The organism is Janthinobacterium sp. BJB301 (assembly GCF_002735685.1).
In the GTDB taxonomy this organism is placed as follows: Bacteria; Pseudomonadota; Gammaproteobacteria; order Burkholderiales; family Burkholderiaceae_D; genus Janthinobacterium; species Janthinobacterium lividum.
The window spans coordinates 2340879-2361184 of sequence record NZ_PDZJ01000001.1 but is presented as its reverse complement, the minus strand read 5'-3'; the positions used below and the strand labels follow the sequence as shown (position 1 = coordinate 2361184).

Below are 20306 nucleotides of genomic sequence, written 5' to 3'. Positions count from 1 at the left end.
AAATAATTATGCCGGCCGTGCCGCCACCGTGGCCCAGTAGCGCGTGAAGTACGTCACTTGCAGCCCGTGCGAGGCGCACAGGCTTTCCAGCACGGCGTCGATATCGTCGAGGCGGTAAGTGCCTGTGACGGGGCGCTGCGCCACGCCGGCATCGCACGCCAGGCGTCCGCGCCGGTAGCGCGCCAGTTCCTTGACCAGTTGTTGCAGCGGCCAGTCGGCCGCCACCAGCATGCCGCGCAGCCAGCTGTCCTGGTGCGCCGGCATGGTCTGCACGTCATCCGCGCCGGTGTCGCCAAAGCGCAGCTGCTGTCCCGCTTCCAGACGGCGCACGGCGTCCGGGCGCGCCGCGCAACGTACTTCCACGGCGTGCTCGAAGACGCTGACGGTGCTGCCATCGTCGTCGCAGCGTATGCCGAAGCGCGTGCCCAGCGCGCGGATCACGCCGTGCGGGGTGTCGACCAGGAAGGGGCGCGGGTCGGGTGCCGTCGTGATCATGATTTCGCCATGGTGCAGGCGGATGCGGCGGTGCGTGGCGCCGTAAGCGATATCCAGGGCGCTATCCGTATTCACCTCCATGCGTCCGCCATCGGCCAAGGTCACGTGGCGGCGCTGGCCCGGCGCCGTGCGCAGGGACGCCGTCAGGGCTTGCCATGGGCCGGACTGCAAGCCCGCCTGGCCCAGCGCGATGCCGCCGCCGGCCGCCACCAGCAGGGCGAGTATCCTGGCGGCCGCGCGCCGGCGCTGCTGCGCCGCCTGCAGGGCCGGCATCGCCAGCGCTGCCGGTATCGTGCCCAGCTGGCCGTGCATGCGTTGCAACAAGTCCCAGGCCCGTTCATGCTCGGCGCTGGCGTCGCGCCATGCCTGCACGGCGGCCGGGTCGGCGCTGCCGCACTGGAGTTCCACATGCCAGTGCGCGGCGGCGGCCAGCACCTTGCGGGCAATGGGTGCGGAAGGCGAGATCGCGGGGCCGAACATCAGCCGGCCGCCAGCATCAGGCATTCCGTGTAGGCGCGCACCAGGTGTTTTTTCACGGTGGGCAGGGAGACGCCGAGGCGCCGGCTGATGTCCACATAACTGAGCTCCTCGATCTGCGCCAGCAGGAAGATGGTCCGCGTGCGCGGGCCCAGGCGGTCGAGCAGGCGGTCGATGGCGAGCAGGGTTTCGATGATAATGGCATGCGTTTCGGCGCTGATCGTCGTTGCTTCGGCTTGCTGCGCCAGCGCTTCCAGGTAGGCTTGCTCCAGCGCCTGGCGCCGGTAGCGGTCGATCAGCAAGCCGCGCGCAATCGTCGCCAGGTAACCGCGGGGTTCGCGCAGGGGCGCCAGCGGTGTCACCTCGCGCTTGCCCAGCAGGCGCACGAACGTATCCTGCGCCAGGTCGGCCGCCTCGGCGCGGTTGCCCAGCTTGCCGCGCAGCCAGCCATACAGCCAGCCGTGGTGCTCGCTGTACAGGGTGCTCAGGTGGCTGGTATGGACGGGACTGACGGTGCTCACTGCGTTCTCCAGGCAAGGGAAGAGCTGGGCTGACGGAACGCGCGGTGCCGGCTGGCTGGGCTGTTTGAGAATGATACTCATTATCACATTGCCACGCCGCCGGCGTCAATTGGCGTCGCCGCCCAGGCGCCAGCGCAGCTGCCATTGTTGCAGATCTGCCCAAGCCTGCTGTAGGGCGCTGGCGGACCAGTGCAGCAGGCCGTCGAACGCCTGCAGGGTGCGGCGCAGGTGGATGCCGTCAAAAAACACATGGTCGGCCACGACGGTGGCGGCCAGCCAGGCGGCGATGATGACGATGATGTCGTGGCGGCCGCTTTTCCACCAGCGCAGCGAGTGGCGGCGGAAAATCCACGGCACGCCCAGCGGATTGGGCCAGTCGGCCAGCAAATGCATGATGCCGCCGGCCGCAAAGCCGAACAGGGGCGGCGCCCACAGGTGGTGCGGCAATTGCAGATAGGTGTAGACGAGCAGGGCGATCCAGGCCAGGCCCCAGTGCGTCCACGTGCGGTGCGTGATCCACAGCCGGTGCGTGCGCGCCCACCAGGCCACTTCCAGCCAGTCCGGCGCCGTGCCGCCCAGGGCACCCATGACAAAGGCGAGCATGCTCAGCACTTGATACGGGCCACCGGCGCCAGCGTGCGCGACCAGGGCCGCGGCGATCACGCCGGCAGCCCAACCGGTCGCATGATGCGCTTTGTTGGAAGCCATAGGAAATGTAAAACGCCATGCGGGCGCTGTGTGAAATACAGGGGAATATTAACTGGATGAATATACAGTATGCAAGGGCGTGGAGGGGGCTATTTGCGGAATATCTGCCGATAATTTGTTAAATTGTGTGTCGGCATGGCTTGGCCAGCGGACTCGGCAAGTCATGCCGGGCGGTCAAGTGTATTGCGTGGCTGATAATGCAATTGGCGCAGGGCGCGCTATGCTGAAGGCAGTCCTGTGTTTTGAAGAGGTGTCGCCATGAAAATCCCGCGCGAATTGCAGATTCCCGCCATCGTGTTTACGCTGGAAGCGGTGTTTATATTCGGTTTGTCAATGATTTTTCTCGTACTAGTACCCCGCTAGTGCCTTGCGGATAACTGCAGATTTACAACACTGAACAAAACCGTAGCGAGCGGAAGGGAGAGGTGGTCGAGAAGCGCAACCGTACTCGGTACGGGGGCGCCGAGCCGGTGAGCATCGCAGGCCGCCTATACCGACGCGCAGTAGGTTTGGTTCAGTGTCCCTATGCAGTTTGCATGGCGCTGTCGCACAGCGCAGCACCTTCGGTGCGGATGATCCAGCATTCCGGATACGGTTCGCTGGCGAAGCGGTTGTGCCGCGCGAAGCCGCTGAGCTTGTCGAGCGCGGTAGCGGGTGCGAGCGCGGTTTCCTTGCCGCTGGCCGTGTCCAGGTGCCAGAAACCGCCATTGCGGTGGAATAGCACGGGCAGGCAGCTGGCTTGCGGCGTGGCAAGGTGGCTGGCCGGCGCAGGCTGGGCTTCCGGCAGCAGCAGGTAAAAACACTCGGCACGGGCGCCGTGGTCGATGCGGTGCAGGATCACGCCGTGCGCGAGCAGGGCCGTGACGCTGAGCACGACGATGCCCTTGATGCTGGCAGACAATTCGATGCGCATGCCCAGGCGCAGGGTGACGGGCTTGTGCTTGCCAGGCCATACGCCGTCGAGCAGCACGCCATAGCGCGACACGTCTTCGATTTCAAAGCCTTGCTGGCCGCGCCGGATGATGGCGTGGCGGCCCGACAGGCGGCGCGTCAAGCCATTGTTGTCTTGGCCGTCGGGGCTGAAATGGCTGAGCAGCACGTCGGCTTCCGGGTCCACCAGTTCGAAGCGGCCCAGCATGCATTCTTCCAGCGCGAACAGGCGGATCTGGCGCTGCTCGCCCGCTTCCGGTGCCGCATTGACGAGGCAGGCGGCCTGGCTCGGGTGCGGATGGCAGTGGCTGGCGGCGGGCAGGTCGACTTCGATCAACTCCTCGTCCCAGGCGATGGTGGTAAAACCCATGTCGATCTTGCCTTGCGGCGCAGATAAATCCACGTGGGCGATGCCGGCATTGCGCGCCGTCACGTCGAGGTTGCAGCCGTCGCCACCCGTCACGCGGGCGATCGAGGCGTCATCGGCCATCACGCGCACGTTCTTGTGCGTGCTGAGGAAGATCTGGTGGATTTCCGTCAGGGTGGCGTCGCGTCGCGGCACGAGGATGACGAAGGTGCACACCCATTTCTGCGCCACGGCGCCATCGACGTGGCTGTGCACTTCCACTTCGATCTGGTATTGCCCGTGTTCCTTGTTGCGCGAGGAAAACTCGACAAACACGGGACGCCAGTCACCGCGCGTGGTGCGCACGAAATCATGCTGCACGTGCCCGCGGGGGATAAGGTCCGAGCGCAGGCGCAAGGTCAGCTGCGGCGCGCAGGCGGCGCTCATGCCGCGCAATTCCATTTTCAGGGTTTGCCGTCCGCCTGCCGCGCGCGGATCGAAGCCGCTGATGTGCAGGTGGGCTTGCACCAGCTGGTAGGCCTGCGGGCCCGATGGCGGCGCAACCGGCGTTGGCGTGAACGCCGGAGGCGCGGCGGAAGCCGGCACGGGGCTCGTCAGCGTTTGCATAGCAGCATCGCGAATAACAGCATCACGGGCAGGGGCGTGCGAAGGCGCCGTTGCCGATGGCTCGGAACGGGCGCTGCGCAGTGCGGTCAACAGGTCGTAGCTGCTGGGGGCAGTCGTCGCTTGCGGGTGGTTGCCCGCGCAGACTGTTTCCCCAGGCAAGACCCAGAACGTACAGTGCGGGTGCTCCGGGTTGCTGCATTTTTTCATGACATTCTGACTCGAATCGAGCGGGGACATTTTGCCCTCTGTTATACATGAGAGCTTACGCGCTTTTGCGCCTGCTTGGCAACTTTCACGGCGCCGGAACGCGCTCTTTTTGCCCAAATTCATGTCCCTGGTCACATCTTGCCATGCAAGCCATGGAAACTATTGCTCAAAAACACATTTAATGTCCTTGTTGGCATGTTATTTTGATATGCCTTATCATTGCGTCGTTGGTTGGCGGTCACTTCCAGATACTCGCCGCAGCGCCAGCGAGAGGATGCAGGCAGAGTTCATGCGTTCGAGTAAGGCGGGCAGTTCGCGCACCTGAGCCATGGTGTATTTTCATGCGGGCTATTTGATCCCATGGCATCCATGGCGGCGTTTTGCATTATGCTGGCGTAACCGTTATCCCCCACACGCTGCCTGACGCCGAAAGATGACCATGCCTGTCCAACGTCCGCTCCAGCTTGCCATTGCCTATGGCGCCACCTTGTGCGTATTTTTGGCCATCGATGCCCTGTGGCTGGCCGTGCTGATGAAACCGATGTACGCCGCGGCGCTGGGGCCGTTGCTGGCGGACACGCCCCGCTGGGCGCCGGCCACGCTGTTTTACCTGCTGTACGTGGCGGGGCTGCTGGTCTTTGCCATTTTGCCCGGCTTGCGCCTGCGCCGCGGGCGCACTGCGGCTGCGCTGGGCGCGTTGCTCGGGCTGCTTGCCTACGGCACCTATGATTTGAGCAACTACGCGACATTGCGCGACTGGCCGCTGGCCTTGACGGCGATCGACATGGCCTGGGGCGCCGTGCTGTCGGCCGTGTCGGCGACGGCCGGCTACCTGGCCGCTAGCCGCCTGGGGCGCTGAACTCCGCATCGAAGCGCAGCGCCAGCATGGTAATGTTGTCGCTATGCAAGCCTGTTGGCGGGTGGGAGAGGAAGTCGTCGAACAGGGCGCTGACGGCCTGTGCCGCAGTCTTGCCGGCACACAAGGCGGGCCAGCGGGCCGTGAGGGCCAGCGGATCGTCGCAGGCCCAGAAACCGTCGCTGGCCAGCAGATAGTGGGCGCCGGGGCGCACGCGCAGCACGCGGCGGTCGCCCAGGTGCGCGAGGAAGGGCGGCAGGGTGGCCGCATCGAGGCCGCGCAAGGGCTTGTCGAGCTGCAAGCTGTCGCTGATGGCATTGCCCAAAATGAATGCCTGCGAGATTTGCGGATGATGCTCGCCGTGCACGGCGGCACGCCAGCGCGTCTCGTCGAGCGCGCCGCGCATGGCGTACACGGTGGCCGGCACGTGGTCCACGGTGAGGATGCTGGCTGCCCCGTGGGCGATTTCATACAGGCGCGAATCGCCCACGTGATACAGCAGCGGCGCTTCGCCGGGCGGTACTTCCAGCAGGGTCAGGGTGGTGCCGGGCGGACGCGCCTGGGCTGGCGCGGCCATGGCGAAACTGTGCTGCAGCCGCGTGTGCAACTCGTCGAGCCTGGCGGCCAGGCTGGCCGTGTCGAGGCAGGCGGGCATGGCCAGCAAGCCTTGCACGGCCGCTTCCGCCGCTTCACGCCCCTGGCCGTGGCCGCCCATGCCGTCGAGCACGGCGACGCGCACATGGCCGCGCGGCCAGCCCGGCACCTGGCAGTGGAATGGCGCTTGCTGCGACAGGCAGACGGCGTGGCCGCTGGCATCGATCAGCAGGAAGTTGTCCTGGTTCTCGCGGCGCGGCAGGGGACCGGCGCCCACGCTGGTGCCGGCGGCGGCATCGAGCCAGGGGCCGAAGTCAAGTCCGTCTTTAATTAAATGCATCGGTTGGTGCGGTCCAGGCGGCCAGAAATGTTGATCATAGGACACAGCTTAGCCGATATTGTGCAGGGGCGATACCTTGCCTGTCGCGCAAAAAAACCTGCGGCAGCAGGCTGGCGCAGGTTTTTCATGGTGCAGGTGCAGGGCGGTGCTTAACGGCGATGGCCCCAGCCGTGGCCGTGACCGTGGCCACGGTCATAATAGTCGCGGCGGCCATGGTCGCGGTAGTAGCCGCGGCCCGGTTGCACGTAGACGACAGCCGGCGGGCCGTAGTAGCGCGGTGGCGGTGCGTAATACACCGGCTGCGGGGCAGGGGCGTAGTACACCGGCTGCGGCGCAGGCGCGTAATAGGTTTCGCGGTAACCGCCGCGATAGCCGCCACGGTCATAATAACGGTCATTCGTGCTGATGCTGTTGCCGACGGCGGCGCCAAGCACGCCACCGACGATCGCGCCATTGCGCCCGCCGGTGCTGTTGCCAATGGCCGCTCCGACAACGGCGCCTGCAACGGTATTGAAGTCGCGGTCACCGGCGACTGCGGCCGAAGACACAGCCACTGCCGCTACCATTACCGCACCCAGGAGTTTCTTGTTCAACATGGCATTTCCTTCCATTCCGGCGAGATCACAATGATCTGCATGGAGTGGACTATATCCGCTGCCGCAAGCTTGTTCCACGTCTAATACAACTTATTACAATCAGGGCGGCGTGGTAACAGTTTCAGCCTGACACGATAGGCGCAAACGCTTGCCATTCCGGACGCAGCAGGCTATACATTTTCACGTCGCGCATGACGCCATTGATGAAAAAGGCCTGGCGCTTCACGCCTTCCTCGGTAAAGCCGCACCTTTGCGCGATCCGTTCGGAAGCCGTATTTTGTGGGTCCATCAGCAATTCCAGACGGTGGTAGGGGTAGGCATTGAACAGGTAGTCGACCACCAGGCGCGTCGCCTCGCCGCCATAGCCGCGTCCGCCCCACTTGGGGTCGAACAGGCGGTAGCCGATTTCGCGGCAAGCCGGGGTGCGGCCCTTGAAGTGCGTGATCGAGCCGATGATGTGCTGGTGATGGTCTTCAATCAGGAACAGTTCACTATCTTCCGTGACCAGGCCCGTCTGCAGGAATTCGCGCCGGATCGCTTCGGGCGACTTGAATTGCATGGAAAAGAACTCGCTGCGCGCGGGCAGGTCGTTGATCAGCGCGATATAGGTATTGAGGTCGGCGGCGGTCAAATGCCGGACGATACAGAGTCTTCCCTTGAGCATGGCGGTATCCGGTAGCGATCACGATCTGCATGGTAATCGACTGTGGGGGAAAGAGGCAATCGATCCCGTAAAAGTTGCTGCAATGACAGAATAAATACGCTATCGTAGAAAAATTCGCGCCTTGCCCATGGCTACGGCGTACCCGCTTCGACCTTGTTGACTGGAACTGAACACATGCATAGTATCCTGACTGGCGCGCCACTGCGCCGTTCCGCCGTATCCCTTGCCCTTGGCTGCATCGTCAGCGCCGGCGCCTTTGCCGCCGCGCCAGGCAACACGCCGCAAGCGCTGGCGCAGGTGCGCGACACCGCGCTGCAAAGCGACTGGGCCTACGCCCGCCTGGCCGACATGACGGATCTGATCGGCCCGCGCCTGTCCGGCTCCGCCGGCGCCGCCGCCGTGCAGCAGGTGGCCGACACCATGCGCCAGCTGGGCGCCAAGGTCACCTTGCAGCCCGTGAAAGTGCCGCACTGGGTGCGCGGCGTGGAAACGGCGGAAATCGTCGACTATGCGGGCCGTCCGCAGGGCGTGTCGCAGCGCGTGGTGCTCACGGCCCTGGGCGGCTCCGGCGCCACTGCGGCCGCCGGCCTGACGGCGCCCGTGATCATCGTCAAGAGCCTGGAAGAACTCAAGGCGCGTGCGGCGGAAGTGAAGGGCGCCATCGTGCTGATCGACACGCCGTTCGACCAGGAGATGGCCGAGCGGGGTCTGGCCGGCGTCACCTACGGCCAGGGTTCGCGCTCGCGCTTCCTCGGACCGAAGGCGGCGGCCGACCTGGGCGCGGCGGCCGCGCTGGTGCGCTCGGTGGGCGGCGCCGATTTCCGTATCCCGCATGCGGGCGCCACGGGCCTGGACGACAATAAACGCATTCCCGCCGCCGCCGTCACCGTGGAAGACGCCCTGCTGATCGGCCGCCTGGCCGCGCGCGGCCCGATGAAAATGCACCTGACCCTGACGCCGCAAAACCTGCCGGAAGCTGATAGCTACAACGTCATCGCCGACTGGCCGGGCACGGACAAGGCCGACGAAGTGGTGGTGGTCTCGGGCCACCTCGACTCCTGGGACCTGGCGACGGGCGCGCACGACGACGGCGCCGGCGTGGTGGCGGCCATGGGCGTGGTGGAAACCCTGAAAAAGCTCGACTACCGTCCGCGCCGCACCATCCGCGTGATCGCCTGGATGAACGAGGAAAACGGCGGCCGCGGCGGCCAGGCCTACTTCGAGGCCCACAAGCAGGCGCTCGGCAAGCAATATGCGGCCATCGAGATGGATAGCGGCGCCGGCCGTCCGTTCGGCATCAAGGCCAGCGTGGGACCGAAGGCGGAAAAACTGTTCACGCCTTTGCTGGCCGCCCTGCAGCCGATGGGCGCACACGCGTTCACGCGCCGCGATGCGCTGGGCACGGGCGATTTGCACCGTCTGGAAACGGGAGGCGTACCCAGCTTCGAGCCGCTGGTCGACAGCCACAGTTACTTCCACTACCACCATACGCCGGCCGACACCCTGGACAAGGTCGACCCGAATAACCTGAAACGCAACGTGGCGCTGATGTCGTCGCTGGCCTGGTTCCTGGCCAATATCGACGGCGAGATCGGCCGCGCGCCGGAGCAGGGCGAGTAAGCGGCATGGCGCCGGGACAGCGCCAGCTGTGGCGCCTTGACAGGGCCGGCGCCTGGGCAAGGGGAGTGTGCACCCCGGCCCCTCAGTTTTTCAGATGCCAGCCCTCCGGAAAGACAATTTGCCTGGCCAGCGCGGCAACCATAAGATATGCAGCTGTAAATAATTCTCATTTAGTTGAGAATCCATTCTACGCAGCACACTTGCCCGGCCCATGGCGGCCGGGGTTTGCCTCTCTTCTGATCGTCAGGAACGCTGGTGCCCCGTCTTCGCTTGCTTTTTCCCCTACTCCTTGCCGGCTGGCTGGCGTGTGCCGGCGCCAGCGCCAGTACGCAGCAGCCGTCGCCGGCGCCGCGCATCGAGCGCTGTACCATTGCCGATGAACAGGGCGACTTCGGCTTGCCGACTCCCTACACCCATGCCAGCGGCGGCATGGGCTATACGCTGACGAGCCTGATTTTCGACACCCTCGTGTGGCGCGATGCCAGCGGCAAGCTGGTGCCGGGGCTGGCCAGCGCGTGGCGGGAAAGCGCCGACCACCGCACCATCGATTTCACCTTGCGCCCCGATGCGCGTTGGCATGACGGCAAGAGCGTCACGGCGGCGGACGTGGTGTTTACTTTTGCGTATTTGCGCCAGCACCCGCATCCCCTGTTCGACCTGGGGGCCATCGACGGCGTGGACGACCTGGGCAAGGGGCGCGTGCGCGTGCGCCTGAAGCGCGTGTATGCGCCGTTCGTGGCGCAGCTGGCCGGTTCGGTGCCCATCCTGCCACAGCATGTGTATGCGCGCCTGGACGACCCCCAGCACGTGAAACAGGCCGACATCGTCGGCAGCGGCCCCTATCGCCTGGGTGCGTATGACAAGGCGGCGGGCCGCTACCTTTTCACCGCGAACGAAGAGTACTACCTGGGTCCGCCCAGGGTGCGCAGCCTGCTGTTCCTTCGCATGCAGCCTTCGCTTGCCGTGGGCGCGCTCAAGCGGGGCCAGGTGGACATGATCCGCAGCCTGCCGGCGCCCCTGGCTGCCGAAGTGACGCGCTTTGCCACCGTGGTCAGCGCGCCTTCCGGACATCCGGTGCGGCTGCGCTTCAATCATGCGCGCCCGCCGTTTGCCGACAAGCGCCTGCGCCAGGCCATCGCGCGCGGCATCGACCGGCAGGAACTGCTGCGGGTGGTCGAGAACGGGCAGGGCGAGGTGTCCGCCGGACGCTTCGTGCGGGGCAGCATCTGGCAGAGCGGGGCGCCGTTCGATGCGTATGCCTACGATCCGGCGGCAGCGCGCCGCATGCTGGCGGAGCTGGGCTACCGTGCCGCGCCGGACGGTCGCCTGCGCGACAGCGGCGGCAAGCCGTGGGTGCTCGAACTGGCGGCGACGCGCAGCCTGGCGCGGCCCGCCAGCCAGCTGGCTGGCCAGCTGGAAAAGCTGGGCATGGAAGTCAATGTGCGCATCATGGACGGCGGTATCCTGGGCGCGCGCATGGTCGCGGCCGATTTCGACCTGGCGCTCGTCAGCCAGGGCAGCAATGGGGACCCGGAAAGCATGCTGCGGCAAACGGCGGGCAACGGCGCCTTCAGCGATGCCTTCCGCCGCGCCGATCTGCTCGAGCTGCTGCAGCAGCAGGTCGGCACCGTCGACGTGGCCAAACGGCGCGCGCTGCTCGACCGCGCCCAGGCCATCTATGCCGAGGAGCTGCCGGCGTTTTTCCTGTATTCGCCGCAGTGGATCACGGCGGCCAATGCGCGCCTGCGGCCGTGGTTCACGCCGGGCGGCATCGCCGTCGGCATCTCGCTGCCGCTGAACAAATTGATGTTCGTGCAGTAGACGGGAGCCGACGCTGAGCGCTTCTACGTTCCCGGGCCGGCGCGCCGCGGGCTATGCGCTGGCCTTGCTGGCGCTCGTCAGCCTCGACTTCGCGCTGCCGCTGCTCATGCCCGGCGACCCCGTCACGGCCATCCTGGGGCAGGATGCGCTGATCGAACTCGATGCGGCCGAACGCGGCGCCCTGCTGGCGCGCCATGGCCTGGGCGGCGGGCAGCCGCTGTGGCAGCTGTACCTCGGGCACCTGGCGCAGCTGCTGCGGCTCGATTTCGGCTATTCCATCCGCCACGGCATGCCGGTGAAGGATTTATTGGCGCAGCACCTGCCTTGGACCATGCTGCTGGTGGCGTGCGCGCTGGTGCTGGCCCTGCTGCTGGGCGTGGTGCTGGGCATCGAGGCCGCGTTCGCGCAGGGCAGGGCGCCGGACCGCGTGCTGACGGCCGCCACCCTGGCACTCGACAGCATCCCGCCTTTCGCCCTGGCGATGGGCCTGGTCATGCTGTTCGCCTATGGTTTGCAATGGTTTCCCAGCAATGGCGCCATGGCGCCGTTTTCCATGCAGACGGGTGCGGCCGCATGGCTGGAGCGCGCGCAGCACCTGGTGCTGCCCGTGTGCGCCATGGCGCTGCCAGCGGCCGCCGGCGTATTCCTCAGCGCGCGCGCCACGGCCGTCAGCGTACGGCAGCGCACCTTCATGGACCTGGCCCGCGCGCAGGGCGTGGGGCCGTTCGCCTTGCGCTACCGCCACCTGGCGCCCAACGTGCTTGCCGTCGTGCTGTCGCGCCTGGGCGGCGTGGCCGCGCGCCTGGTGTCGGGCGCCGTGTACGCGGAAACCGTGTTTGCCTATCCCGGCATCAACCTGGTGCTGACGGACGCCATCATCAAGCACGACTACCCGCTGGTGCGTGGCGCCCTGCTGGCGACGGGGCTGCTGCTGTTCGCCCTGAACTTGCTGGCCGATGCACTGGCCGCCCGCCTGGCGCGGCGCGCGCAGCGCGCGCCATGAACGCGTCCGTGCGCGCGGGGACCGGGCTGCTGCTGGTGCTGGCCCTGATGCTGGCCGGCGCCAGCTGGCTGCAGCCGGCGTCCGGCGGCGCCATGGATGCCGTGCTGGCGCCGCCCGGCGCCCTGCACTGGCTGGGCACCGATGACCTGGGCCGCGACGTGCTGCGCCGCCTGGCCGTCGCCGCGCTGCCGACCCTGGGCATCGGCGTGGCCGTGAGCGCCGCCAGCATCGTGCTGGCCGTGCTGCTGGCGCTGTGCGGGCTGGCCTGGCCGGCGGCCGATACGCTGGTGCTGCGGCTGGCCGACCTGTTCAGCGCCTTGCCATCGACTCTGGTTTTCATCGTCATCGCCTCGGCCATGCAGCCGGGCGTGGCGGCGCTGGTGGCGATGCTGGCGGCATTCGGCTGGGATGTCGAGTTTCGCGCGCTGCGCCTGCGCCTGCGCCAGGTGTGGCGCCAGGAGAGCCTGGACGCGGCACGCCTGGCGTCGGCGTCGGGCATCTACCTGCTGCGCCGCCATGTGTGGCCGGCCATGGCGGGATTGCTGGCCGTGCAAGCCGTGGCCCTGGTGCGCCGCGCCGTGTTTCACTACGCGGGCCTGGCCTTCCTCGGGCTGGCCGATCCGCGTACCCCGACCTGGGGCGGCATGCTCAATGAAACCATGCCCTATCTTGCCCACCCGGACGCGCGCGCCTGGATACTGGCGGCCTGGCTGTGCCTGGCCATGCTGCTGATCGCGCTGGCGCTGCTGGGCCAGGGCCTCGACGAGCGCGCGCGATGCTAGCGGCGGCCGCTTTCTGCATCGAGGCGGATGGCCGCCAGCTGCTGCGCCAGCTGCATTTTCAGGCGCGCCCCGGCGTGCCGCTGGTGATCATCGGCGAATCGGGCGCCGGCAAGAGCACCCTGGCGCGGGCCTTGCTCGGCATGGCGCCGGGGCGCGGCAGCGGCAGCTTGCGCGCCGGCGGCATGCAACTGGTGGATGCGGACGAAGCGGTGCTGCGGCGCTGGCGCGGCCGCCAGGCTGGCCTGGTGCCGCAAGACGTGCACGACGCCCTCAATCCCCAGCACACCTTGCTGGCGCAGGTGGCGGCGCCTTTGCGGCGGCATCTGGGCATGCGGCGCGGGCCAGCCGAACTGGCGGCCGGTGCCCTGCTGGTTTCGCTGGGCCTGGCCGAAAACCTGCACCGGCGCTATCCGGCCCAATGCAGCGGCGGCCAGCTGCAGCGCGTCCTGCTGGCGGCGGCGCTGGCGCCTGACCCGGCACTGCTGGTGCTGGACGAGCCGACGTCCGCGCTCGATCCCGCCACCAGCGCGCTGGTGCTCGGGCGCCTGCGCGCCGAAGCGGCGCAGCGCCAGCTGGTGGTGGTGACGCACGACCTGGAGCTGGCGCGCGCGCTCGATGGCGACGTGCTGGTGCTGTACGGCGGCAGCGCCGTGGAAACGGGGCCGGCCGCAGCGGTGCTGGCGGCGCCGCGCCATCCCTACACGCGCGGCCTGCTGCGCGCCTGGCCGCGCGAGAACGGCAAGGACTTGCAGGGCATCGCCGGCACCCATGAAGAGGGCGCGCGCGGCTGCGCCTTCGCCAGCCGCTGCAGCCAGCGCATCGCCCGCTGCGGCGAGGAAGCGCCGGCGCTCGATGCCACGGGCGTGGCCTGCCTGCGCGGCGGCATCGTCACCGTGCTGTCCGCGCGCGGCGTGCACAAGCGCCTGGGCGGACAAGCCGTACTGGCGGGCGTCGACCTGGACGTGCAGTCGGGCGAAACGGTGGTCATCGTGGGCGCGTCCGGCGCGGGCAAGTCGACTTTGGCGCGCATCCTCGTCGGCCTGCAGCAGGCTGATACGGGCACGGTGACCACGCCGGAGCGCGAAGAGGGAGGCGCGGCGGCGGGCATCGCCTACGTGCCGCAGCATGCGGGCGCCTCGGTGGCCAGCCACTTCAGCGTGTTCGAGGCGGTGGCCGAGCCGCTCGCCATCGCGGATCGCGTCAGCGTGGACGCGATCCGCGCGGCGGCGCGGCGGGCGCTGGCCGACGTGCGCCTGCCGGCCACAGAAGCCTTCCTGGCGCGCCAGGCGCGCAGCCTGAGCGGCGGGGAATTGCAGCGCCTGGCCATCGCGCGGGCGCTGATCGCCGATCCGGCCGTGCTGGTGGCCGATGAACCGACCGCCGCGCTGGATGCCTCGGTGCAGGCGAAGGTGCTGCGGCTGCTGCTCGACGTGCAGGAGGCGCGCGGCCTGGCCCTGCTGCTCATCACGCACAATCTGCCTGTCGCCCGCCACGTGGCGGACCGCATCGTGCGGCTGGAAGATGGCCGCTGCGCGGCGTTGCCCGGGCCGCAGGACGGCACGGAGGGCGCCGCGCCGGCGGCCTGGATGCGCCTGGCCTAGCCGAGGAAATCGCCTACGTACACCAGGTGTTCGAACGGCGGCTTTTCGTTCTCCGTGCGGGCCAGCACCGTGCCCAGCGTGGCGCGCAGCACGGCCTGTTTCGCGTCGGCGCCCGCGTGGGCGACGATGGCGAGCGGCGTGCTGCCGGGCAGGTGGCGCGCCAGGCGCTCGACTAGCGAGGGCAGGTCGGCGCGCATGGTAAAGAAGACCAGGGTGGAACCCGTGGCGGCCAGCTTGTCCAGGGTGTCGCTGCCCGTGTAGTCGTCGCGCGTGTCGGCCGAGGCGGCGAGGATCACGGAACGGCTGTGCTTGCCGCCGGTGACATCGCGGGCCAGCGCCGCATTGGCCGCATTGAAGCAGGAGATGCCAGGGATGACGACGGGATTCAGTTCGCTGAACTCGCTCAGGTAGCCCGATTGCGGCCCGAAGATCATGGCGTCGCCATAGTCGAGCACCGCGACGGTCTTGCCTGCCGCCGCCGCCGCGTGGATGATGTCGCGCGTCTGTTTTTCCATGGCGTCGACTTCCTCTTCCGGCGTGTCGCGCCGCGCCAGGGGGCTGAACAGGCCGTGGCCCGCCTTGTGCAGTTCCTTGCCGTCAAGCAGGTCGGCAAACGCCTCCAGCAGGCGCGGGATGCCGAACACGATATCGACGCCGCGCAGGGTTTTCTGCGCCTTCACGGTGATGCTGTCAGGGTCGCCGATGCCGGCGCTGACGAGGTACAGGCCGCAGCGCGCGCCCGCTTGGGTGGTATAGGTCATGGTTCTCTTCTCTTTACGGATGGGTGATTGGGATGGTGGAATCGCTTAAAAGTGGTAACTGGCGCTCACGCGCACGTCGCGTCCCGGCTCCGGCAGGATATTGCCGACGCCGCCGTCGAGCGAACTGTGGCTCGTGTAGCGCTTGTCGCCCAGGTTGCGCACTGCCAGCGCCAGCCTCAGCGCGCGCAGCGCGGCCGGCTGCCATTGCAGCTGGACGTCGTGCAGCACGTAGCCGGCCCGCTGTACCGCCGCTTTCGGCACGTCGTCCAGGCGCCGCACGGCGTTCAGGGTATAGCCGGCCGTGAGGCCGGGCAGCATCTGCCAGTGGCTGTCCCACGTGAGCCGGTCGCCCAGCGCCGTGCCCACGCGGCGCGCCGGGTTCAAGGGCTTGCCGCCCACCGTGGTATCGGCCAGCACCACGCCGACGGACGTGCCGTAGCCGCCCCGCTGCCAGCGCGCCTTCCATTCCCAGCCCTTCGAGCGCAGGGTCTCGGGCATGTTGCGGATATACGCGGGATACACGACGCCCTGGCCGGCCCATTCGATCAGGTTGGCAATGCGGGTGTCGAAGTAGCCGAGGCGTACGGTCAGGCTGTCGCCGTCCAGCAGCGCATTGGCGCCCTCGTACTTCAGGCCCGCTTCGCGCGTGGTCGAGGTTTCCGGCTTGAAGGGCTTGCCGTTGTTGAAATTGCTCTTTTTGTCCAGGCTGGTGAGGAAACCGATGGGGATGATGCCGCTGGCGCGCACGGCTTCGCCATAGCTGGCAAAGGCGCCCACGCCGCGGCCCAGCTCCAGCTCGGCGCCCGCGTTCGGCGATGTCTTGCCACCCTTGAAGGTACGCGGTCCGAAGGCGGTATCGTAGCGGTCGTGGCGCATGCCCAGCGACAGCTGCAGGGCTTGCCAGCGCATGTGCTCCTGCACGAACAGGCCCAGATTGCGCGCCTGCGTGGATTTGCGGCCCGGCCCCAGGATGGCGGCGCCCAGCACGCCGTTGGTGATGCCTTCCTCGTCCATGAAGTCGGCGCCGGCCGTCAGGCGGTGCTGCGTGCCGGCCAGGGCCAGGTTTGCCGTATTGCGCAGGCTGCCGCCCCGTTCCGTCGTCCTCGCGCTGCGCGCCTGGCTGACGTCTTCCAGCTCGTTCTCGTTCAGGTACAGATTGAATTTCCAGTCCAGCAGCGCATTGCCGGCCGGCTGGTAGCGGTGCTCCAGGGTATAGGTATGGCGTTCGCTGCGCTGGTAGGTGGGCACGGCGTTCGCGGGCGCATAGCCGTTGTCGCTGCCGACCCGGCTGAATAGGTAGAGCCCCGCATTGCGGTTGCGCGCCGCGCCCAGGCGCAGGCTATGCCCGGCCAGGTCCAGCAAGCTCAATTTGAGCAGGTAGTCGCGGTCATGCCCGGCCGAATTGGGCACGTCGCCACCGCCGCCGATGCGGTAGTTGTCGCGGTTGACGGCGCTGACATGGGCCAGCAAGCCCAGCTTATTGTCCAGCGTCTCGCCCGGCATGCCGTACACGCTGACGGCGCCGCGCCGCGCCTCGTCGGCGCTGGCGTATGCCGCACGCACGCTGGCGCCGGCGCGTTTGCCAGGCGCCAGCAAGTCCTGCGCATCGACGGTGTCAAAGCGGATGCTGCCGCCCAGCGCGCCCGGTCCCGCGTCGGCGCTGGGGCCGGGCTGGATATCGACCTGTTTCAGCAGGTCGGGATCGATGCCGCCCAGGTCGCCCCGGTGCTGGTGCAGGCTGCGGCCCTGGCGCGCGCCGTCGATGCTGATGTTCAGGTTGGCGCCATCGACGCCGCGCAGGTAGATGCGCTGCGCATTGCTGGCGCCGCCGCCCACGCTGACGGCAGCTTCGCTGGCGAAGACGTCGGCCATGTTCATGGCTTGCGGGCGCTGCAGGGTCTCGCGGGAAATGCGCGTGATGCCCGGCAGTGGCGCGTCCGGCGCGGACTGGTCGATCAGCTTGACTTCGGGCAGGGTCGCCAGCGGCGCGGCCTGTTCGGCGCGCGTGTCGGACATTTGCTGGGCGAAAGAGAAGGGGGCGATGGGCAGCGCGCTGGCGCCAAGCAGGAAAAGGGGAACGGCATGTCGCATGGGAAGGTCGTCTTTGTCAGAAGGGAAGCTACGGGAAGGGAGGGCGCAGGTGCTGGCCTGCGCAGCGTCAGTCGAATCTGCTACAGCAGCGCTGTCCCGGGACCGGAAGCGGCGCGCCGCACCGCTTCCGGTCCCTGAAATACCCGGTTGGCTTCATCTCGTCAGCCGCCATTCTGAAAGACGGGGGCAACGTTGGCTATTTGTATTTCTTGAGCGGCGCCATCAGGAAAACTGAGGGCTGCCGCTCACGGCCCTGCACGCTTGGCGACCAGGGTCAGGATGTCGTAGCTGGCCACCAGTTCATCGTTCTGGTTGGTGACCTGCACGTCCCACGACACCACGCCCTGGCCGACGCCCTTGTCGTCGCGCCGCTGGCGGTCGACCTTGCGCTTGCACGTCAGGCGCGCGCGGATGGTGTCGCCGATGCCGACCGGCGCGACGAAGCGCAGGTCGTCGAGCCCGTAGTTGGCCAGCACGGGACCCGGCGCCGGGGAGACGAACAGGCCGGCGGCGGCGGCCAGCACGAAATAGCCGTGCGCGATGCGCCGGCCGAACTGCGAATCGCGCGCGGCGATCTCGTCGAAATGCATGTAGAAATAATCGCCCGAGATGCCGCCGAAGGCCACGATATCCGCTTCGCAGACGGTGCGCCGGTGCGTCAGCAGCGATTCGCCCACTTCCAGCTCGTCGAAATGCTTGCGGAACGGATGCTGCACGCTTTCGCGCACGGCGGCGCCGCGCACGTATTCGCCCGTCACGGCCGTCAGCATGGTGGGCGAGCCTTGCAGCGCCGAGCGTTGCAGGTATTGCGAGATGGCGCGCAGGCCGCCCAGCTGCTCGCCGCAGCCGGCGCGGCCAGGGCCGCCGTACTTCAGGTGCGCCGACGCCAGCACGTCCGTCCCCGCCGCCGCCACTTCGCGTTCCAGCACCAGCACGCGCCCGTGCGAGGCGGCCAGGCGCGGCACCGCATACGCGGCCAGCTTCGGATCGCGCGTGGCCAGGGTGCTGGCCAGGCTGCCCCTGCCGCGTGCGGCCAGCGCCAGCGCTTCCTCCACGTCCGCATACGGCATCAGGGCGCAGACGGGCCCGAAGGCCTCGATTTCATGCACGGCGTCGCTGCGCGCCCCGCCGCGGCACAGCAGCAGTGTGGGCGCGGCAAAGGCGCCATCGCGCACGCCTGCGCCGGAAGGCGCGTAGCCGTCCGCCTGGCCGCAGACGATGTCGCTTTCCTCGGCCAGGGCGCGCACGCGGGCGCCCAGTTCGCTGCGCTGCTCCTGCGATGCCAGCGGTCCCATTTGCACGCCTGCCTGGGCCGGGTCGCCGATCACCACCGCCGCCAGGCGTTCGCGCAGGCGCGCCGTCAGCGCTTCGATCTGCCCGTGCGGCACCATCACGCGGCGGATGGCGGCGCCGTCCTGGCCCGCCTTGACCGTCATCGAACGCACGATGGCGTCGACCAGCAGCTCGAATTCCGGCTCGCCGCTGCGCACGTCCGGTCCCAGGATGGCGCAATTGAGCGACGCCGCGCCCAGGCTGACCTGGACCGAACGCGCCAGCAGGTTGGGATGGTTGCGCAAGGTCGTGGCGGTGGCGTCCGAACCGGTGAAGCTGACGGCATCGTTGTCCTGCAGGCGGGCCAGCAAGGCATCGGCAGGGCCGATGGCCAGCTGCAGCGCGCCTTTCGGCAGCACGCCGGACGCGTCGATCAGGCGTACCAGCGCTTCGGCCAGGTAGCTGGTGCAGGTGGCGGGCTTGACGATGCAGGGCATGGCGGCCAGGAAGCTGGCGGCGAATTTTTCCAGCAGCGACCAGACGGGCAGGTTGAACGGGTTGATGTGCAGGGCCACGCCGCCGCGCGGCACCATGATGTGCGTGCCGGCCGCGCCGCCGCGCCGGCACAGCGACATGGCGGGCGCTTCGTGCAGCACATTGCCCGAAGGCAGGCCGCTGGCGGCGATGCCGGCGTAGGAATTGAGCACGCCGATGCCGGCGCAGATATCCTGCTTGCTGTCGGCGCGCGTGGCGCCGCTCAGGTAGGCGATCGTGTACAGCTCCTCGCGGTGCTGCTGGATGTGCGATGCCAGCGCCCGCAGGCAGGCCGCCCGCTGCTGGAAGTCGAGGGCCATCAGCGCCGGCACGCCGGTGCGGCGCGCATAGTCGAGCGCCTGCTGCGCGTCGACCGACTCGGCATGCGTGTGATAGATCAGCGAATTGTCGATGGCGCTGTGCAGCGACAGGCCCGCTTCGCTGCCCATCCAGCGTCCGCCTATCCAGCTTTGCAGTGTGCTTACCTTGCTCATGATTGTTCCTCGTTCGTGTGCGTGAGCGATGCCGCCGTTTCCAGCGCATCGATGAACATGCCTGCCACGTCGAAACCCGTCTGCTGCATGATTTCGCGGAAGCAGGTGGGACTGGTGACATTGACTTCGGTGAGATGCGCGCCGATCACGTCCAGCCCGACCAGCAGCAGGCCGCGCGCCGCCAGCACCGGCGCCAGGGTATCGGCGATCTCGCGGTCGCGCGCCGTCAGCACGCGCGCTTCGCCGCGCCCGCCGGCAGCCAGGTTGCCGCGCACCTCGCCCGCCTGCGGTATGCGCGCCAGCGCATGCGGCACCGGCTTGCCGCCGATGAGCAAGATGCGCTTGTCGCCCTCGCTGATGGCGGGAATGTAGCGTTGCGCCATGATGGTGACGGCGCCGTCGCGCGTCAGCATTTCGACGGTGGCGCCCAGGTTCATGCCGTCCTCGCGCACGCGGAAGATGCCGGCGCCGCCCATGCCGTCGAGCGGCTTGAAGATCACGTCGCCGTGCTCGGCGTGGAAGGCGCGCAGGCGCGACGGCTCGCGGCTGACCAGGGTCGGCGCGCAGAACGGCGCAAATTCCAGGATCGCCAGTTTCTCGTTGTGGTTGCGCACGGCCGATGGCCGGTTGAAGACGCGCGCGCCCTGGCGCTGCGCCATTTCCAGCAGGTAGGTGCTGTACAGGTATTCCATGTCGAAAGGCGGATCCTTGCGTACCAGGACGGCGTCGAACCGCGCCAGCGGCAGCGTCGCCGCCGCCTCCCGGTGGAACCACGTGCCGGCGTCGTCGACCAGCTGCACGCGCGTTGCACGGGCGCTGACCACGCCGCCCTCGCAGTGCAGATGCTGCTGTTCGAACACATGCAGTGCGTGGCCGCGCGCGGCCGCTTCCTGCATCATCGCGTAGGTCGAATCTTTCTTGATGTTCAACAGCTCGAGGCGGTCAGCCAGGATCGCGATTTTCATC

17 protein-coding genes are annotated in these 20306 nt (G+C 67.9%); 6 read left to right on the top strand and 11 right to left on the bottom strand.

Going from position 1 to position 20306, the window contains the following annotated elements; translation table 11 throughout:
- Positions 1-6 precede the first annotated feature (6 nt).
- From CSQ91_RS10365 to CSQ91_RS10350, 4 genes are all read right to left on the bottom strand, one after another.
- The gene (locus CSQ91_RS10365; protein WP_180278393.1) at positions 7-975 is read right to left on the bottom strand and encodes a FecR domain-containing protein; all 969 of its coding nucleotides are present in this window, start codon (positions 973-975) and stop codon (positions 7-9) included.
- On the bottom strand, positions 975-1493 hold the full coding sequence (locus CSQ91_RS10360; protein WP_070280351.1) for a sigma-70 family RNA polymerase sigma factor: 519 nt from the start codon (positions 1491-1493) through the stop codon (positions 975-977). The genes CSQ91_RS10365 and CSQ91_RS10360 overlap by 1 nt, the downstream gene beginning before the upstream one ends.
- A gap of 105 nt (positions 1494-1598) precedes the next feature.
- The gene (locus tag CSQ91_RS10355) at positions 1599-2201 is read right to left on the bottom strand and encodes a metal-dependent hydrolase (protein WP_070280352.1); all 603 of its coding nucleotides are present in this window, start codon (positions 2199-2201) and stop codon (positions 1599-1601) included.
- Positions 2202-2724: 523 nt separating this feature from the next.
- Positions 2725-4311, bottom strand: a complete 1587-nt coding sequence (locus tag CSQ91_RS10350) for an FHA domain-containing protein (protein ID WP_257217283.1) — start codon at positions 4309-4311, stop codon at positions 2725-2727.
- Positions 4312-4750: 439 nt separating this feature from the next.
- Here CSQ91_RS10350 and CSQ91_RS10345 point away from each other — a divergent pair, with 439 nt between their 5' ends.
- Entirely contained in the window at positions 4751-5170 is a 420-nt protein-coding gene (locus tag CSQ91_RS10345) for a DUF2177 family protein (RefSeq protein WP_034783974.1), read from the top strand.
- Here CSQ91_RS10345 and CSQ91_RS10340 read toward each other — a convergent pair.
- From CSQ91_RS10340 to CSQ91_RS10330, 3 genes are all read right to left on the bottom strand, one after another.
- The gene (locus tag CSQ91_RS10340) at positions 5151-6101 is read right to left on the bottom strand and encodes a PP2C family protein-serine/threonine phosphatase (RefSeq protein ID WP_099388195.1); all 951 of its coding nucleotides are present in this window, start codon (positions 6099-6101) and stop codon (positions 5151-5153) included. The two genes, CSQ91_RS10345 and CSQ91_RS10340, sit on opposite strands and share 20 nt — an antisense overlap.
- 149 nt (positions 6102-6250) lie before the next feature.
- Positions 6251-6697, bottom strand: a complete 447-nt coding sequence (locus CSQ91_RS10335) for a glycine zipper 2TM domain-containing protein (protein ID WP_034751896.1) — start codon at positions 6695-6697, stop codon at positions 6251-6253.
- 121 nt (positions 6698-6818) lie between these two features.
- Complete coding sequence (locus tag CSQ91_RS10330; RefSeq protein ID WP_099388194.1) at positions 6819-7361, bottom strand: GNAT family N-acetyltransferase; 543 nt, start codon at positions 7359-7361, stop codon at positions 6819-6821.
- Between the two features lie 174 nt (positions 7362-7535).
- Between CSQ91_RS10330 and CSQ91_RS10325 the strand changes: the two genes are divergently transcribed.
- The 5 genes from CSQ91_RS10325 (at position 7536) to CSQ91_RS10305 (ending at position 14188) form a co-directional block, all read left to right on the top strand.
- Positions 7536-8981 (top strand): M20/M25/M40 family metallo-hydrolase, encoded by a 1446-nt coding sequence (locus CSQ91_RS10325; protein WP_099388193.1) that lies wholly within the window; start codon positions 7536-7538, stop codon positions 8979-8981.
- A gap of 255 nt (positions 8982-9236) precedes the next feature.
- Positions 9237-10802, top strand: coding sequence for an ABC transporter substrate-binding protein (locus tag CSQ91_RS10320; protein ID WP_139179101.1), 1566 nt, complete (start codon positions 9237-9239; stop codon positions 10800-10802).
- Between the two features lie 64 nt (positions 10803-10866).
- On the top strand, positions 10867-11805 hold the full coding sequence (locus CSQ91_RS10315) for an ABC transporter permease (RefSeq protein WP_099388192.1): 939 nt from the start codon (positions 10867-10869) through the stop codon (positions 11803-11805).
- Positions 11802-12587 carry an ABC transporter permease gene (locus CSQ91_RS10310; protein WP_099388191.1) on the top strand — a complete coding sequence of 262 codons (786 nt, stop codon included), beginning with the start codon at positions 11802-11804 and terminating at the stop codon, positions 12585-12587. The genes CSQ91_RS10315 and CSQ91_RS10310 overlap by 4 nt, the downstream gene beginning before the upstream one ends.
- Positions 12581-14188, top strand: a complete 1608-nt coding sequence (locus CSQ91_RS10305) for an ABC transporter ATP-binding protein (protein WP_099388190.1) — start codon at positions 12581-12583, stop codon at positions 14186-14188. The genes CSQ91_RS10310 and CSQ91_RS10305 overlap by 7 nt, the downstream gene beginning before the upstream one ends.
- Here CSQ91_RS10305 and CSQ91_RS10300 read toward each other — a convergent pair.
- The 4 genes from CSQ91_RS10300 to gshB form a co-directional block, all read right to left on the bottom strand.
- Positions 14185-14949, bottom strand: a complete 765-nt coding sequence (locus CSQ91_RS10300; protein ID WP_070280360.1) for an SAM-dependent methyltransferase — start codon at positions 14947-14949, stop codon at positions 14185-14187. The genes CSQ91_RS10305 and CSQ91_RS10300 overlap by 4 nt on opposite strands.
- A 45-nt stretch (positions 14950-14994) precedes the next feature.
- Entirely contained in the window at positions 14995-17040 is a 2046-nt protein-coding gene (locus CSQ91_RS10295) for a TonB-dependent receptor domain-containing protein (protein ID WP_099388189.1), read from the bottom strand.
- A 245-nt stretch (positions 17041-17285) separates the two neighbouring features.
- Entirely contained in the window at positions 17286-19340 is a 2055-nt protein-coding gene (gene paaZ / locus CSQ91_RS10290) for a phenylacetic acid degradation bifunctional protein PaaZ (protein WP_092605681.1), read from the bottom strand.
- Positions 19337-20305 (bottom strand): glutathione synthase, encoded by a 969-nt coding sequence (gshB, locus tag CSQ91_RS10285; RefSeq protein ID WP_099388188.1) that lies wholly within the window; start codon positions 20303-20305, stop codon positions 19337-19339. The genes paaZ and gshB overlap by 4 nt, the downstream gene beginning before the upstream one ends.
- Position 20306: the final 1 nt, after the last annotated feature.

What these genes read in the sequence shown, in the direction of transcription:
- CSQ91_RS10310 (WP_099388191.1), top strand. Translation starts at nt 11,802, where the DNA reads ATGAACGCGTCCGTGCGCGCGGGGACCGGGCTGCTGCTGGTGCTGGCC.
- CSQ91_RS10305 (WP_099388190.1), top strand. Translation starts at nt 12,581, where the DNA reads ATGCTAGCGGCGGCCGCTTTCTGCATCGAGGCGGATGGCCGCCAGCTG.
- gshB (WP_099388188.1), bottom strand. Translation starts at nt 20,305, where the DNA reads ATGAAAATCGCGATCCTGGCTGACCGCCTCGAGCTGTTGAACATCAAG.
- CSQ91_RS10340 (WP_099388195.1), bottom strand. Translation starts at nt 6,101, where the DNA reads ATGCATTTAATTAAAGACGGACTTGACTTCGGCCCCTGGCTCGATGCC.
- CSQ91_RS10335 (WP_034751896.1), bottom strand. Translation starts at nt 6,697, where the DNA reads ATGTTGAACAAGAAACTCCTGGGTGCGGTAATGGTAGCGGCAGTGGCT.
- CSQ91_RS10325 (WP_099388193.1), top strand. Translation starts at nt 7,536, where the DNA reads ATGCATAGTATCCTGACTGGCGCGCCACTGCGCCGTTCCGCCGTATCC.
- CSQ91_RS10295 (WP_099388189.1), bottom strand. Translation starts at nt 17,040, where the DNA reads ATGCGACATGCCGTTCCCCTTTTCCTGCTTGGCGCCAGCGCGCTGCCC.
- CSQ91_RS10350 (WP_257217283.1), bottom strand. Translation starts at nt 4,311, where the DNA reads ATGAAAAAATGCAGCAACCCGGAGCACCCGCACTGTACGTTCTGGGTC.
- CSQ91_RS10330 (WP_099388194.1), bottom strand. Translation starts at nt 7,361, where the DNA reads ATGCTCAAGGGAAGACTCTGTATCGTCCGGCATTTGACCGCCGCCGAC.
- CSQ91_RS10300 (WP_070280360.1), bottom strand. Translation starts at nt 14,949, where the DNA reads ATGACCTATACCACCCAAGCGGGCGCGCGCTGCGGCCTGTACCTCGTC.
- CSQ91_RS10345 (WP_034783974.1), top strand. Translation starts at nt 4,751, where the DNA reads ATGCCTGTCCAACGTCCGCTCCAGCTTGCCATTGCCTATGGCGCCACC.
- CSQ91_RS10355 (WP_070280352.1), bottom strand. Translation starts at nt 2,201, where the DNA reads ATGGCTTCCAACAAAGCGCATCATGCGACCGGTTGGGCTGCCGGCGTG.
- paaZ (WP_092605681.1), bottom strand. Translation starts at nt 19,340, where the DNA reads ATGAGCAAGGTAAGCACACTGCAAAGCTGGATAGGCGGACGCTGGATG.
- CSQ91_RS10365 (WP_180278393.1), bottom strand. Translation starts at nt 975, where the DNA reads ATGTTCGGCCCCGCGATCTCGCCTTCCGCACCCATTGCCCGCAAGGTG.